Source organism: Primorskyibacter flagellatus, from assembly GCF_048268605.1.
GTDB classification, from domain to species: Bacteria; Pseudomonadota; Alphaproteobacteria; order Rhodobacterales; family Rhodobacteraceae; genus Primorskyibacter; species Primorskyibacter flagellatus.
This window is the reverse complement of record NZ_JBLWVF010000003.1, coordinates 67,316-81,292: the sequence shown is the minus strand read 5'-3', so window position 1 is coordinate 81,292 and position 13,977 is coordinate 67,316. Positions and strand designations below refer to the sequence as shown.

Annotated in this window: 14 protein-coding genes; 5 read left to right on the top strand and 9 right to left on the bottom strand. The window is 60.7% G+C overall.

Annotated features, from left to right (window positions below):
* The first annotated feature begins 31 nt into the window (after nt 1-31).
* The 5 genes from ACN0WV_RS05470 to ACN0WV_RS05450 all read left to right on the top strand — a co-directional run bounded on the left by ACN0WV_RS05470 (nt 32) and on the right by ACN0WV_RS05450 (nt 4,294).
* Nucleotides 32-1,126 (top strand): ABC transporter permease, encoded by a 1,095-nt coding sequence (locus ACN0WV_RS05470; protein WP_084352206.1) that lies wholly within the window; start codon nt 32-34, stop codon nt 1,124-1,126.
* Nucleotides 1,126-2,091, top strand: coding sequence for an ABC transporter permease (locus ACN0WV_RS05465; RefSeq protein ID WP_084351668.1), 966 nt, complete (start codon nt 1,126-1,128; stop codon nt 2,089-2,091). The genes ACN0WV_RS05470 and ACN0WV_RS05465 overlap by 1 nt, the downstream gene beginning before the upstream one ends.
* Before the next feature lie 99 nt (nt 2,092-2,190).
* Nucleotides 2,191-3,105, top strand: coding sequence for a sulfite exporter TauE/SafE family protein (locus ACN0WV_RS05460; RefSeq protein WP_084351666.1), 915 nt, complete (start codon nt 2,191-2,193; stop codon nt 3,103-3,105).
* Entirely contained in the window at nt 3,102-3,863 is a 762-nt protein-coding gene (locus ACN0WV_RS05455; RefSeq protein WP_417604199.1) for a TIGR02186 family protein, read from the top strand. Before ACN0WV_RS05460 ends, ACN0WV_RS05455 begins: the two co-directional genes overlap by 4 nt.
* Nucleotides 3,863-4,294 carry an acyl-CoA thioesterase gene (locus tag ACN0WV_RS05450; protein WP_417604198.1) on the top strand — a complete coding sequence of 144 codons (432 nt, stop codon included), beginning with the start codon at nt 3,863-3,865 and terminating at the stop codon, nt 4,292-4,294. The genes ACN0WV_RS05455 and ACN0WV_RS05450 overlap by 1 nt, the downstream gene beginning before the upstream one ends.
* Before the next feature lie 52 nt (nt 4,295-4,346).
* Here the strand turns inward: ACN0WV_RS05450 and ACN0WV_RS05445 are convergent, their stop codons facing one another.
* The 9 genes from ACN0WV_RS05445 to ccrA form a co-directional block, all read right to left on the bottom strand.
* On the bottom strand, nt 4,347-4,754 hold the full coding sequence (locus ACN0WV_RS05445) for a PaaI family thioesterase (protein ID WP_417604196.1): 408 nt from the start codon (nt 4,752-4,754) through the stop codon (nt 4,347-4,349).
* Nucleotides 4,751-5,767: a phosphotransferase family protein gene (locus ACN0WV_RS05440; protein WP_417604194.1), complete on the bottom strand. Its 1,017-nt coding sequence runs from the start codon at nt 5,765-5,767 to the stop codon at nt 4,751-4,753. Before ACN0WV_RS05440 ends, ACN0WV_RS05445 begins: the two co-directional genes overlap by 4 nt.
* Nucleotides 5,768-5,769: 2 nt before the next feature.
* Complete coding sequence (locus tag ACN0WV_RS05435; RefSeq protein ID WP_417604192.1) at nt 5,770-6,999, bottom strand: acyl-CoA dehydrogenase family protein; 1,230 nt, start codon at nt 6,997-6,999, stop codon at nt 5,770-5,772.
* Nucleotides 7,000-7,023: 24 nt separating this feature from the next.
* The gene (locus ACN0WV_RS05430; RefSeq protein WP_417604190.1) at nt 7,024-7,491 is read right to left on the bottom strand and encodes a MaoC family dehydratase; all 468 of its coding nucleotides are present in this window, start codon (nt 7,489-7,491) and stop codon (nt 7,024-7,026) included.
* Nucleotides 7,481-9,112 (bottom strand): long-chain-fatty-acid--CoA ligase, encoded by a 1,632-nt coding sequence (locus ACN0WV_RS05425; RefSeq protein ID WP_417604188.1) that lies wholly within the window; start codon nt 9,110-9,112, stop codon nt 7,481-7,483. The genes ACN0WV_RS05430 and ACN0WV_RS05425 overlap by 11 nt, the downstream gene beginning before the upstream one ends.
* Nucleotides 9,113-9,182: 70 nt before the next feature.
* Complete coding sequence (locus ACN0WV_RS05420; protein ID WP_417604186.1) at nt 9,183-10,736, bottom strand: ATP-dependent DNA helicase; 1,554 nt, start codon at nt 10,734-10,736, stop codon at nt 9,183-9,185.
* Nucleotides 10,737-10,775: 39 nt separating this feature from the next.
* On the bottom strand, nt 10,776-11,414 hold the full coding sequence (locus ACN0WV_RS05415) for an acyl-homoserine-lactone synthase (RefSeq protein ID WP_417604185.1): 639 nt from the start codon (nt 11,412-11,414) through the stop codon (nt 10,776-10,778).
* 84 nt (nt 11,415-11,498) lie between these two features.
* Nucleotides 11,499-12,212, bottom strand: a complete 714-nt coding sequence (locus ACN0WV_RS05410) for a helix-turn-helix transcriptional regulator (protein WP_084351649.1) — start codon at nt 12,210-12,212, stop codon at nt 11,499-11,501.
* 375 nt (nt 12,213-12,587) lie between these two features.
* Nucleotides 12,588-13,874, bottom strand: coding sequence for a crotonyl-CoA carboxylase/reductase (gene ccrA, locus ACN0WV_RS05405; protein ID WP_084352202.1), 1,287 nt, complete (start codon nt 13,872-13,874; stop codon nt 12,588-12,590).
* Nucleotides 13,875-13,977 lie beyond the last annotated feature (103 nt).

Sequence of the window (13,977 nt, the reverse complement as noted above, 5' to 3'; positions counted from 1 at the left end):
ACATTTGATGCCGGGCTGAATGGTGGCGCGCATGGATAGGATGCCAGGCTGGGCCGATGCGATCCTTGTGCCCCTGATTTCGCTGTTGCTGGCGGCGTTCCTGTCGGCGCTTGTGATCATCGGCATCGGCGAAAGCCCCGTGGCCGCGTTCAAACTGATGGTCGAGGGCGCGTTGATGCGGTCGGCGGGCTGGGGCTATACGCTCTATTACGCCACGAATTTCATCTTCACCGGGCTGGCCGTCGCCGTCGCCTTTCACGCACGGATGTTCAACATCGGTGGCGAAGGTCAGGCGATGATCGGCGGGCTGGGTGTGGCGCTGGTCTGTCTTTATATCCCGTGGCCGCATTGGTCACTGGCACTGCTGGGATCGGCCGTGGGCGCATCCCTGTTCGGTGCCGCATGGGCGCTGATCCCGGCCTATCTTCAGGCCAAGCGCGGCAGCCATATCGTGATCACCACGATCATGTTCAACTTCATCGCCGCCGCCCTGCTGAACTATGTGCTGGTCAACGTGCTGCGGCCCGTGGGCGCGATGGACCCGGCCACCGCAAAATTCCCCGACGCCACGCATCTGCCGACCTTTCAGGACATGTTTTCGACCGCAGCCGCGCCAATGTTTCGCGGCGCGCCTGCAAATGTGACCTTCTTTCTGGCGGTGATTGCCTGCGTGCTGGTCTGGCTGCTGATCTGGCGCACGCGACTTGGCTATGAGATCCGCGCCCTGGGCCATTCCGAACCTGCTGCGCGCTATGCCGGAATCAGCCCGGTGCGTACCGTTGTCATCGCGATGCTGATCTCTGGCGGACTGGCGGGGCTTATGTCTGTCAACACCACCCAGGGCGAGGCCGAACGTCTGATCCTGAACTCCATCGAGGGTGCGGGCTTTATCGGGATCGCCGTGGCGCTGATGGGACGCAACCACCCGCTTGGTGTCTTTCTGGCCGCGATCCTGTTCGGGTTTCTTTATCAGGGCGGGGCGGAACTGGCACTTTGGACCACCATCCCGCGCGAACTGATCGTTGTCATTCAGGCGCTCGTGATCCTGTTCACCGGCGCGCTGGACAATATGGTGCGCATGCCGCTTGAGCGGATATTCCTGTCCTTGCGCCGGAGGAAAAGCTGATGGATCTGATGACCGTCCTTCAGGTGCTCGACTCGACCGTCCGGCTGGCGACACCGTTGCTGCTGGCTTGTCTGGCGGGGCTGTTTTCCGAACGCGCGGGCATTTTCGACATCGGGCTTGAAGGCAAGATGCTGGCTGCGGCCTTTTTCTCTGCCGCCGTCGCTTCGCTGACCGGATCGGTCTGGCTGGGTCTATCGGCGGGCATCGGCGCGTCGCTGGTGCTGTCGGGCATTCACGGGCTGGCCTCGATTACCTTCCGGGGCAATCAGCTGATTTCGGGCGTGGCGATCAACTTTCTTGCCGCGGGCATGACCGTCCTGATTGCCGAGGATTGGTTCAGCCAAGGCGGGCGCACGCCGTCCTTGATCGCCGGAGGCCGGTTTGACGGCATCACCTTGCCCTTCGCCGAGGCACTGCGCGACCTCCCGGTGATCGGGCCGATCTACTATGAGCTGATTTCGGGGCATTCAATCCTTGTCTATGTCGGATTTCTGACAGTCCCGCTGACCTGGTGGATCCTGTTTCGCACCCGGTTTGGGCTGCGGTTGCGCGCGGTGGGCGAGAACCCGGCAGCGGTGGATACGGCAGGCGTGTCGGTTGTGGGGCTGCGTTTTGCGGCGGTCGCGATTTGCGGGGTACTCTGCGGCATCGCGGGTGCCTATCTGGCGACGGGCTTGCAGGCGGGCTTTGTCAAGGACATGACGGCCGGACGTGGCTTTATCGCCTTGGCGGCGCTGATTTTTGCGAAATGGCGGCCGTGGTACGCGCTGTATTCCTGCCTGCTGTTCGGACTTCTGCAAGCCGTCGCCCTGCGATACCAGAGTATCGAGGTCGGCGGGCTGGTGATCCCCGTGCAGTTCATGGACGCGCTGCCCTATATCCTGACGGTGGTGATCCTTGCAGGCTTTGTCGGCAAGGCGATCCCGCCACGCGCGGGTGGCGAGCCCTATGTGAAAGAACGCTGAACAGATCCGCCCCGCGACATATCCCGCGGGGCGGTTTGATACGCTGTTAAGGCGCGCTCGCATGTTGCATCGCCTGTTGCCCTGCCGCAAAGTCATCCCATGCAGATTTTCCTCCCCATCGCCGAGGTGTCGGTCAATTTGTTCCTGCTTCTCGGGGCGGGGACACTTGTCGGCGTGCTTTCGGGGATGTTCGGGGTTGGCGGCGGGTTCCTGATAACCCCGCTGCTGTTTTTCATGGGAATTTCGCCGGCAGTGGCCGTTGCCACGGGGGCGAACCAGATCGTCGCCTCGTCCTTTTCCGGGCTTCTGGCACATCTCCGGCGCAAGACCGTTGATTTGCAAATGGGCGTGGTGCTGCTGATTGGCGGGCTTGTGGGCGCGGCGCTTGGCGTGATGCTGTTCAATTACCTGCGCAGCCTTGGCCAGGTCGATCTGCTGGTGCGGCTGTGCTACGTTGTCTTTCTGGGCATCATCGGCACGCTGATGTTTGTCGAAAGCCTGAATGCCATTCGCAACACCCGCAAGGGCCGCAAGGCAAAGCGGCACAAGCACAACTGGATTCACGGCCTGCCGCTGAAAATGCGGTTTCGGACCTCGGGCCTGTATATCTCGGTGATCCCGCCGATCCTCGTCGGGCTGGCGGTCGGGGTATTGGCTGCGGTGATGGGTGTCGGTGGCGGGTTCATCATGGTCCCGGCGATGATCTACCTGCTGGGAATGCCCACCAAGGTGGTGATCGGCACGTCACTGTTCCAGATCATCTTTGTCACCGCCTTCACCACCATGCTGCATGCCGTCACCAACCAGACCGTCGATATGCCGCTGGCGGTCCTGCTGCTTCTGGGCGGGGTCGTGGGCGCACAGATCGGCACGGTTATCGGATTGCGGATGAAGGCCGAACAGTTGCGCATCCTGCTGGCCCTTCTGGTCATGCTGGTCTGCGCCAAACTCGGGCTTGAACTGGTGCTGCAACCCAATGAGCTGTTCTCCATCGCCGGAATCGGGGGGGCATGATGCGCTGGCTGTTCCTGCTTGTCCTGATGGCCTTGCCCGCGTGGGCCGAAGAAGAAGTCGTGCTGGGGCTCAGCCATGACCGTGTGTCGATCACCGCCGATTTCAACGGATCCGAGATCCTGATCTTCGGCGCGATCAAACGCGAAACAAAAATTCCCGAAGGTCCGCCGCTTCAGGTCATCGTATCCTTGGCCGGCCCTTCCAGGGAAGAGACCGTCCGCCGCAAGGAACGGCGGTTCGGGATCTGGGTAAATACGGAGTCGGTGGTCGTTGATGCCGCCCCCAGCTTTTACGCCGTGGCCACCAGCGCGCCCTGGCGCGAAGCCATCACCCAGACCGAGGATTTGCGATACCGGGTCTCGATTCCCCGGGCGATCCGGTCAGTGGGCGCGCCGATGTCGGTGATGAATGCGCAGGCATTTTCAGACGCGATCATTCGCATCCGTAAAGAAAACGGACTGTATCAACTGTTGGAAAATACAGTCGCCGTCGATCAGCAAACACTGTTTCGGACTTCGATCAAGATGCCCGCCAATCTGACCGAAGGTGCCTATGAGGCCCGTATTTTCCTGACCCGCGAGGGCCGCGTGATCAACCAGTTCGACACGGTGATCGACGTGCAGAAAGTTGGCCTTGAACGCTGGCTGTTCAGCCTGTCACGCAGCAATCCGATGGCTTACGGGTTGTTATCGCTGACCATCGCAATCCTTGCCGGTTGGGGTGCCTCAACCGCGTTTCGCATGTTGAGGAATGGCTGATGGCACGGATCGCCCCCGGCAAACGCGCGGAATATCGCGCTTTCGTCGAACTGCCGACGCGCTGGCATGACAATGATGCCTACGGCCATCTGAACAACGCAATTTACTATGCGCTTTTCGACACCGCCCTCAGCCAGTGGCAAAATGCCAACGGCTTGCCGATTGTGGGACCGGATGCCTATCGCTTCGTCGTGGTCGAAAACGGCTGCCGCTATCATTTCGAGGCTGCGTTTCCGGACCTTATTCATTGCGGGCTGCGACTGGCGCATATCGGCAACAGCTCTTTCCGGTATGAGGTCGGGTTGTTTCGCAACGATGAAACCATAGCCTGCGCCGAGGGCTTCTTTACCCAGGTTCATACCAGCGCGGACAATCGGCCAAGTCCCCTGCCCGATGCCGCTCGCAAGGCACTGGAAACCTTGCTGCCATAGCGTCTGCCCGCCCGCTTTGACGCCGAAACGATCGAGACTTTGGTAAGAACCCCTAGCGCTTGCGATAGCGGAAAACGCCTGTGCCTTTGGCGATCAACTCACCAGTGTCGTCCTTGATCTCGGCTTCTGCGAAGAATGTGCCCTTGCCGCCGCCGGTTCTGCGGCCTTCGGCAAACAGCACGGTGCCAAGCGGGCGCGACAGATATTGCACATTGAGCGAGAGCGTCAGGCACATCTGCGGCTGATCCGCGTCTCCGGTCCAGCACCCGGCATAGCCCATCACCGTGTCCAGCATACTGGCATGCACGCCCCCATGTATCGCGCCATGACGGTTGCGCAAAAATGCCTCGACCGGCAGGCTCATCCGTGCGTAATCCTTGGACCAGCCCACAAGTTCCAGCCCGATGTAGCGCGAAAACGCGTAGGTGGCCTCGCCCAGAAGCGGATCATCTGTGCTCATGTCGCGGCGACCTCCAGGCCCAATTCGGCAAAGCGCGGGACAAACCCGCCCAGTTTCAGCGCTTTGTCAGGGTTTGAGGCATTGCCGTCAAGCGCGCGCTTCTTCACGCCTTGCAGGATCGCGGCCATGCGGAAAAACGCAAAAGCGACGTAAAAGCCAAGGTTGTCGATCCGGTCGATCCCACGGCGCTGACAATAGTCGGCGACAAATTCGGCGTCCGTTGGCAGGCCGAGCGCTTCGCGATCCACCCCTGCCAGCCCACGCCCCTCTGGACCCGGCGGCAGTTGCCACTGCATGAGAACCCCGGCCAGATCGGCGAACGGATGGCCGATGGTCGACAGTTCCCAATCCAGCACGGCGCGGATGTCAGAGCCGTCCTTCGCAAACAGCAGATTGTCGATCCGGTAGTCGCCATGCACCAACGTGCGCTGGCCATCATCGGGCGGCAGATGCGTCTCCAGCCATGAAATGAGCCGGTCCATATCCGGCAGCGGCCCGGTTTCCGACGCGCGATACTGTTTAGTCCAACGTCCAAGCTGGCGCGCATAATAGCTGCCTTCGGGACCGTAATCGGCCAATCCAGCCGCCACAATATCGACCGAATGGATCGCGGCCAGAACCCGGTTCATCTCTTTGATCACTGCGCGGCGTTGCGTGGGCGACATATCGGGCAGGGTCGGATCAAGGAAACTGCGGCCTTCGACATGCTCCATCACATAGAACATCGCCCCAAGGACGCTTTCATCCTCGCAAAGCGCCAACATGCGCGGCACAGGCACGTCACTGCCCGACAGAGCGCGCTGAACCCGAAATTCCCGGTCGACGGCATGGGCGGATTTCAACAACACGCCGGGCGGCTTGCGGCGCAGCACATAAGCACCGGATTCCGCACGCAGCAGATAGGTCGGGTTGGATTGTCCGACATCGAATTTCTGCGTCGTCAGAGGCCCGCGAAAGCCGTTTACGTTCTTCGCCATCCACTGCGCAACGGCATCGCGTTCGTCCTTATCCATCCCTACTGCTCCGCGTATTTACGCAGTTCCGCGCGCGCCACCTGTCGGCGGTGGACGGCATCCGGCCCGTCGGCAAAACGCAGGGTCCGCACATGCGTCCACATATGGGCCAGATCGAAATCCTGACTGATCCCGGCCGCACCATGCATCTGCATCGCCTCGTCAATCACCCGCCCGGCCATCAGCGGCGCCACGACCTTGATCTGCGAGATCCACGGCTGCGCGGCGCGGACGCCCGCCGTGTCCATCATCCACGCGGCTTTCAGGCACAACAATCGCGCCATCTCTATCTCCATCCGGGCATCCGCGATGATGTCGTAATTCGCGCCCAGTTCGACCAGCGGCTTGCCAAAGGCTTCTCGCTCCAGCCCGCGCGTGCACATCATTTCCAGCGCCTTTTCCGCCTGTCCGATGGCGCGCATGCAATGGTGGATACGCCCCGGCCCCAGACGCCCCTGCGCCACCTCAAACCCGCGCCCCTCGCCCAGCACGACAGCATCCGCGCCGATCCGAACATCGGTGAACCGCAGATGCATATGCCCATGCGGCGCGTCATCCTGCCCGAAAACCTGCATCGGGCGCAGCACCTCGATACCGGACGTGTCGGGATCCAGCACGAACATCGTGTGGCGCTGGTGCTTGGCGGCGTCCGGGTCCGAACAGGCCATGACGATATACAGGCCGCAACGCGGATCACCTGCGCCGCTGATCCACCATTTTTCGCCGTTCAGCACCCAGTCGTCGCCGTCGCGCCGCGCTGCGAATGACAGTTGCGCGGCATCGGACGAGGCGGTGCCGGGTTCGGTCATCACATAGGCCGACCGGATTTCGCCCTCCAGCAGCCGCCCCAACCAGCGGTCTTTATGGGCCTGCGTGCCATAGCGTTCCAGCACTTCCATATTGCCCGTGTCAGGCGCGTTGCAGTTGAATACCTCGGCGGCGATGGACACCTTGCCCATTTCCTCGGCCAGATAGGCGTATTCAACGGTGCTGAGGCCATAGCCGTGATCACTGTCGGTCAGCCAGAAGTTCCACAAGCCGCGTTCCCGCGCCAGTGCCTTCAATCCGTTCAGGATTTCCAACTGGCGGTCGGTATGCCTGAACCGGTCGCCCGAGGGATGCTTGCCGACCTCGGCGTGAAACTCTGCATCAAGCGGCGCGATATCCGTCTCGACCATCGCGCGGACCTGCGCGATCAGCGGACGGACCTTGTCTGAAACTCCGAGATCCATGTACTGTCTCCTTTGGCACCGTGGTCAGGCGCTCTTGCTTTGAATGAAACGGTTGAGCCAGATGGCCACCAGTGCGGGCCGGGTCTGGCCTTCGATCTCGACCGTGGCGGACAGCCGCAGCGCCAGCCCCCCGGTCGGCGCCTCTTTCAGCCGATCCAGCGTAAAACGGCCCCGCACGCGCGACCCGACCGGCACCGGGCTGATGAAACGCACACGGTCCAGACCGGAGTTGAGGCCGGTGTAGCCTTCGACCCCCGGCAGGAATGCGTAGATCATTGACGGCAAAAGCGACAGCGTCAGAAAGCCATGCGCGATGGTACTGCCAAGCTCTTGCGCAGCCGCGCTGTCGGGTCGAACGTGGATGTCGGCATGGTCGCCGGTGGCATCGGCAAAGGCGCTGATGCGGTCCTGATCCAGCAACTGCCAGTCAGAGCAGCCGATGTCTTTCCCGTCCATAGCGCGCAACTGCGCCAAAGAGATCCTAGTCTGCATCGGGCAGCTTATAGTCGTCAAAGCGGTCCCTCAATGCCAGTTTGGACACTTTGCCCGTCGCCGTCAGCGGCAGGTCGTCGACAATGACCATGTCATCGGGCAACTGCCATTTCGCGACATGTTTCATCAACAGGTCGTGCAGCTCTGCCAGTTCCGGTGCCTCGCCTTCCTCTGGCACGACCACAAGCAATGGACGCTCTCCCCATTTCGGATGCGGCACGGCGATCACCGCGCAGCTTGCCACCTTCGGGCTGCCCATGACGATGTTTTCCAGATCAATAGAACTGATCCATTCGCCACCCGATTTTATAAGATCCTTGGCCCGGTCCTGCACCGATACAAAGCCAAGCTCGTCAATCGCGGCGACATCGCCCGTGCCGAACCAGCCATCCGCGTCGATCGCCGCAGCGCTTGCCTTTTCATTGCGGAAATAGCCCGACACGACCGTGTTGCCGCGCACATACAACTCTCCCGAAGCCGTTCCGTCATGCGGCAGCGCATTGCCGTCATCATCAACAATCTTGAGATCCACACCAAAGAGACGCCGCCCCTGCTTGGCCTTCAGGCGCATCTGTTCGTCCCAGGGCAGATCCTTCATCGGCGCGGACAACAGGCCTTGCGTGCCAACCGGGCTCATTTCCGTCATTCCCCAGGCGTGGCACACTTCGGCACCGCTTTTCTCGAATGCCTCGATCATGCTGGCTGGCGCGGCAGAGCCACCCACCACGACCTGACGGAAACCCTTCGGGTTGCTGCAGCGTTTCTTGATCTCCGCCAACAGGCCTTGCCAGATTGTCGGCACGCCCCAGGCCGCGGTCACGCCTTCAGTGTCCATCAGATCATAAAGCGACGCGCCATCCAGTTTCGCTCCCGGCATGATCAGCGACGCGCCGACCAATGGCGCGGAATAGGGCAGCCCCCAGGCGTTGACATGGAACATCGGCACCACAGGCAGGATGCGCGCGCCTTCCTTCAACCCGTCCTTCAGGGCGATGGACACGGTCAGCGCATGTAGAACCGTGGAGCGATGTGAAAACAGCGCGCCTTTCGGGTTGCCGGTGGTTCCCGATGTATAGCAAAGCGACGCGGCGGTATCCTCAGGAAGGTCCGGCCAGTCGTATGTTGTGGGCTGACCCTCCAGCAATTCCTCATAGCACAGCAAGTCGAGGTCACTTTCCGGCATATGCGCGCGGTCGGTCAGCACCACCAGCTTCAACCCATCGGGCAGGGTCGGGCGCAGCGCCTCGATGATCGGAAGGAAGGTCAGATCTACGCAAAGCACGCTGTCTTCAGCATGGTTGATGATATAGCTCATCTGTTCGGCCGACAGTCGGGGATTGATGGTGTGGCAAACGCCGCCCATCCCCGAAACAGCGTAGTAAAGCTCGAAATGACGATATCCGTTCCAGGCCAGCGTGGCTATACGGTCGCCTTCCTGCACGCCCAGCTTTGCCAGCCCATGCGCCAGGTGTGCAGCACGCGCGTAGGCTTCGGCATAGGTTTCGCGGTGAACGTCCCCTTCGGTACGGACCGAAACGATCCCTCCCCCCGGATGACACTCGGCACCGTATCGCAGAATCTCGATGATCGATAGCGGACGCGTCATCATTTGGCCTAGCATTTCCGACCCTCCCTTGCCTGTCTTGCTATGATAAAGACAACATGCGGACTGGCAGGGTGATTGCCAACCTTTAACTTGCGCCGTCGACCTCCGTTCCGGGGGCCGTCTCGATTTGCAATTCAAGCGGCACGACCGGGGCCTTCAGATCCGCGACATTCAAAGGCCCGGTCGGGCGCGACAGCCGGTTGCGAACGACCCAGATCAGCCGCTCCTGCGCGCGGGTGATGGCGACATAGGCCAGACGTTTCCAAAGCGGCTGGCCCGCCTCGACCCGGCCCATGCGGGCGGCGACGAACAGGTCGGGCGCAAAGACCTGCACGGTTTCCCATTGCGACCCCTGCGCCTTGTGGATCGTAACGGCAGCGCCATGCAGAAAGGTGGCACCCATCCGGGCGGCAAAGGGGATGAACGGCTCTTCTTCATCCGGCTTCTCGATCTTGACGATGGAGGCCGCACTGACCTGCGGGTCTTCGGCACCCATCACATGCAAACGGGAAAACCCCGGCTTGCGACCGGGGCCGAGATAGACCACTTGCGCGCCTTTGATCAGGCCGCGCGCTTCCAGATCCAGCCGTTTTTTGCGATGTTTGAGCGGAAGTTCGATCCCATCGCAGATCAGCGGTTCGCCCTCCAGAAGCTCGGTATCCGGGGCACCGTGAACGGCACGAAAGGCGCTTATCAGGCGAATACGGGTGGCATTGCGCCAAACCAGCACCGGACTGCGCGCCATCAGATCAACCTCTACCCGCTGACCCCAGACCACGCGGTCATCCTGCGCGGCCTTTTCCTGGATCATGCGTTCGAAATCTTGAAACTCCAACGCCGGGTCGGACAGAGCATGGGCCAGATCAAGGATTGGGTTGCCGGCGTCCTGCCGGTGAATGCGGTGAAGCTCCATTTTCTGGGTGGTTTTCAGCTTGTCAAAGACCATCGTTCCGGACTGGTTGACCGGGGCAAGCTGTGCCGGATCGCCGAAAAGCACGAGGGTGGGGAAAATCTCTTTCAGATCGTCGAACTGACGGTCGTCCAGCATCGAGGATTCGTCGACAAACCCGACATCCAGCGGCTCTTCGCGCCGTTTCCAGCCGGTAATGAAATCCGATCCGCGCAGCCCCGCCGCCGCGAGCGCGGCAGGTACCGATTTGTGACCGGCAAAGGATGTCGCAGCCCGATCCAGCGCCGCGTCGGTCAGCGCTTCGATGTCGGGGCGTTCCCCATTGCCCATCAGCCATTCGGCGATGCGTTCGTATTCCGGGTCGTAAACCGGCGTATACAGGATGCGGTGAATCGTGGTCGCGGGCACACCGCGCATCCGCAACACGCTCGCCGCCTTGTTGGTGGGTGCCAGAATGGCCAGCGTCCGGCGATCCTTGCGACGGCGGCTTTCGTAATCGCCCGAGACAATCTCGACCCCCGCGGCCTCCAGCGCCTTGTAAAGTTCTGCCAGCAACAGGGTCTTGCCCGATCCGGCCTTGCCCATAAGCGCCATCAACCGGTCGCCCGCGTCACGGGCGGGCAGCACAAGGCCATCGGTCAGGTCGATCCCCGAGGCGCGGAGGATATCCGCCACTCGGTCATAGGCTTCTGCCTGATCGTCGGAAAATTGCAGGGCTGGAACGGTCATGCGGCGGACCCTACAGCCCTCGCCGGACAGGCACCAGAGTCAAGCTGCGCAGTGTTGCGCGATCGGAACAGCAGCACCAAACGCCGCTTCGAACCACTGACGCGAAACGCTAGGCGACAAACCTGCGCGCGCAGCGACGCGCGCCTGCGATTCCGGCGTGAACTCCCATAGGCCGACGCTGATCGCATCGCGACCTTCGCCCGTTGTGCCAAGAACATCCGGCTGTGCGCCGATCAGACGGTAGATGCGCACCATGCGCGCGTCGAACACACCAACATAGTGGCGCAGACCAAAGCCGTTCATCACCTCGCCGCCAGCCAGCATCAACGCCGCAGCCGTACCGGGGGCTGTGTCGCGCGCCAGACAGAACCGTGTGCATTCCCAGATCAGCGGGCTTTCGATATGCACGCCATCGGTGATGTCCTTGAAATGGTCGTTGACCATGGTGCGCCCGGTCGTCGGCAACAGCCGCATCGAACCCCCATGCGAACCGCAGGGTTTCTGCCAGATCACATAAAGCGGGTTCAGGTCGTCATATTCGTCGCGTTCGTAGCCCTTGGCGTCGACGGCGACCTCCCACCCCAAACGTGCCTTGAACTGGTCGGCACGGTCGCGGAACATGCTGTCGCGCAGCTTCGGTTCCGTGTTCAGATCGTTGGCATAGATGTAACGGATCATTGCAGCTTCTCCTGTCTGAGCAGGATCAGCCTTGTCCGCAAATCGTTAACACGCGCTTTTCGCCCTGATCCGCACGTTAACCTTTCAGACCACGATAATGCCCCTTGCAAGGGCGCGTGCGACAGCATGAGTGGTGTTCAAAGCGCCCAGTTTGAAGCGCGCGCTTTCGATATAAACTCGCAATGTGTGTTCCGAAATCGTCAGCGTCTCTGCCACCTGGGCGCGGCTGTAACCCACCGCCAGAAGGGTCATCGCATCAATCTCTCTGGGAGACAGGGGCTGGGATGGTTCAGGGCTGCGCCCGGGCTCCAGATCCAGGGCTTTCTTGTTGAAGTAATGGGCGACCAGGATCAGGTCGCGACGGTTGGTTTCGGTGAATGCATCCCATTCATCATCGGTACAATTGTGGCTGAGGCTGAAGAGGGCAAACTGACCGTTCGGACCCCGGATGGGAATCGAGAAACCCTGATTCCCCACCCCATGTTCGATCGCGTCTTTCTGGAACGCCCTCGCCGCCTTGCTTGACCAGTCCAGCCGCTTCCAGTCGACAGGGTGAAACCTTTGATAACAACCAGAAATTACAGGATCAACACGCAGGTATTTCTTTTCGATATAGCGTTCTACCCAAACGTCTTCGTAGGTTCCACAACCGTATTGTTCGCCGCTGCTGCTGACCCAGTGATAGACCATGTGGTCGACGCCGTAGAAGGCGCATAATGCCTCGATCGCGCGCTGTAGCGCGTCATGCTGATCGGCTTGCTCCAATCCGTGCAGGATGGTGTCCAGCCGCTGCGTCATTGCCGCATAGCCCAATCGGTTTCCCTTTCGCGCGTGACGCCAGTTCTGCCAACGCAAACTTCTGGGTATTGTCCAGTTGTTGGGCCAGTCCGTCCAGTCCGTTTGACTGAGCGAAGGTTGTCAGATCCGTGAGTACGTCGAGTATCCAGTCGTGGTTCATGGTTGACTCTCTTTCACGCCAGTTAATGAATGGTTAATACAACTATACCACGAGCAATTGACGTTAATAAATTCGCGAATTCCAACTCCCCAAAAATGGCGAGACGGCAAATTCTAACCCTCTGAACGACAAGCACCGGCCCCCAAAAACGCGAATCGCCCGCGACGGCGACAGCCGATTCGCGGGCGATTGTTGGCTGGGCGAAGGCCGATTGTTCAGCCTTTGGCTTCAAGCGCTTCCTCGAAGGTCCGCAAACCGGTGCGGGGTGCCTGCACCAGAACGGCCATGTTGCCGGGCTTGTGCTCGTTGCGCAGCATCTTCATATGCGCGCCGGGGATCTCATCCCACGGGAACACTTCGGACATGCACGGATCAAGGCGGCGGTCGATCATCAGTCGGTTCGCTGACGCGGCCTGCTTGAGGTTGGCGAAATGCGAACCCTGCAAACGCTTCTGGTGCATCCACATATAGCGGACGTCAAATGTGCAGTTGAAACCCGACGTTCCGGCGCAGATCACAACAATGCCACCCTTCTTGACCACAAGGGTCGAGACCGGGAAGGTCGCTTCGCCCGGATGTTCAAACACCATATCGACGCTGACGCCTTTGCCGGTGATCTCCCAGATTGCCTTGCCGAACTTACGGGCCTCTTTCAGCCATTCATTATACTCGGGGCTGTTCACCGTCGGCAACTGACCCCAGCAATTGAAGTCCTTGCGGTTGATGACGCCCTTGGCACCTTGATCCATCACGAATTGCCGCTTGCTTTCGTCCGAGATCACGCCGATCGCGTTGGCGCCCGCCGTATTCGCCAATTGAATAGCGTAGGATCCAAGACCGCCGGACGCGCCCCAGACCAGCACGTTCTGACCGGGTTTCAGCTCGTGCGGATGGTGACCGAACAGCATCCGGTATGCGGTTGCCAGAGTCAGCGTGTAGCAGGCGCTTTCTTCCCAGGTCAGGTGCTTGGGGCGCGGCATCAACTGCTGCGCCTGCACGCGGGTGAACTGCGCGAAAGAGCCATCGCCTGTCTCATAGCCCCAGATCCGCTGGGTGGGCGAGAACATCGGGTCGCCGCCGTTGCATTCCTCGTCGTCGCCGTCGTCCTGATTGCAATGGATCACGACCTCGTCGCCGACCTTCCAGGTGTTCACCTTGTCGCCCACCGCCCAGACGATGCCGGACGCGTCGGAACCCGCGATATGATAATCCTGCTTGTGAACGTCGAAGGGGCTGATCGGCTGGCCAAGACCGGCCCAGACGCCATTATAGTTGACGCCCGCGGCCATCACCAGCACCAGAACTTCCTGGCTGTCGATCTGCCATGTGTCCACAACTTCCTGCTTGAACGACACGTCGGGCTCACCATGGCGTTCGCGACGGATATTCCACGCGTACATCTGCTTTGGCACATAGCCCATCGGGGGCATTTCCCCGAGCTCATAAAGGTCTTTTTCCGGGGCATCGTAGGCCGCAATGCCGCTTTGTTTATCCAGAGCCATGTGAGCCTCCTTCGCTGCTGATATCTGTGCCGCAATGCAGAATCGCGGCGTTTCTTCGGAAATATCGACCTTCGCGAAATTATGCAACAACATTAGCGTATAT

Excerpts from the sequence above, each read along its gene's own strand:
- ACN0WV_RS05470 (WP_084352206.1), top strand. The coding sequence starts at position 32 with ATGGATAGGATGCCAGGCTGGGCCGATGCGATCCTTGTGCCCCTGATT.
- ACN0WV_RS05465 (WP_084351668.1), top strand. The coding sequence starts at position 1,126 with ATGGATCTGATGACCGTCCTTCAGGTGCTCGACTCGACCGTCCGGCTG.
- ACN0WV_RS05460 (WP_084351666.1), top strand. The coding sequence starts at position 2,191 with ATGCAGATTTTCCTCCCCATCGCCGAGGTGTCGGTCAATTTGTTCCTG.
- ACN0WV_RS05455 (WP_417604199.1), top strand. The coding sequence starts at position 3,102 with ATGATGCGCTGGCTGTTCCTGCTTGTCCTGATGGCCTTGCCCGCGTGG.
- ACN0WV_RS05450 (WP_417604198.1), top strand. The coding sequence starts at position 3,863 with ATGGCACGGATCGCCCCCGGCAAACGCGCGGAATATCGCGCTTTCGTC.
- ACN0WV_RS05445 (WP_417604196.1), bottom strand. The coding sequence starts at position 4,754 with ATGAGCACAGATGATCCGCTTCTGGGCGAGGCCACCTACGCGTTTTCG.
- ACN0WV_RS05440 (WP_417604194.1), bottom strand. The coding sequence starts at position 5,767 with ATGGATAAGGACGAACGCGATGCCGTTGCGCAGTGGATGGCGAAGAAC.
- ACN0WV_RS05435 (WP_417604192.1), bottom strand. The coding sequence starts at position 6,999 with ATGGATCTCGGAGTTTCAGACAAGGTCCGTCCGCTGATCGCGCAGGTC.
- ACN0WV_RS05430 (WP_417604190.1), bottom strand. The coding sequence starts at position 7,491 with ATGCAGACTAGGATCTCTTTGGCGCAGTTGCGCGCTATGGACGGGAAA.
- ACN0WV_RS05425 (WP_417604188.1), bottom strand. The coding sequence starts at position 9,112 with ATGCTAGGCCAAATGATGACGCGTCCGCTATCGATCATCGAGATTCTG.
- ACN0WV_RS05420 (WP_417604186.1), bottom strand. The coding sequence starts at position 10,736 with ATGACCGTTCCAGCCCTGCAATTTTCCGACGATCAGGCAGAAGCCTAT.
- ACN0WV_RS05415 (WP_417604185.1), bottom strand. The coding sequence starts at position 11,414 with ATGATCCGTTACATCTATGCCAACGATCTGAACACGGAACCGAAGCTG.
- ACN0WV_RS05410 (WP_084351649.1), bottom strand. The coding sequence starts at position 12,212 with ATGACGCAGCGGCTGGACACCATCCTGCACGGATTGGAGCAAGCCGAT.
- ccrA (WP_084352202.1), bottom strand. The coding sequence starts at position 13,874 with ATGGCTCTGGATAAACAAAGCGGCATTGCGGCCTACGATGCCCCGGAA.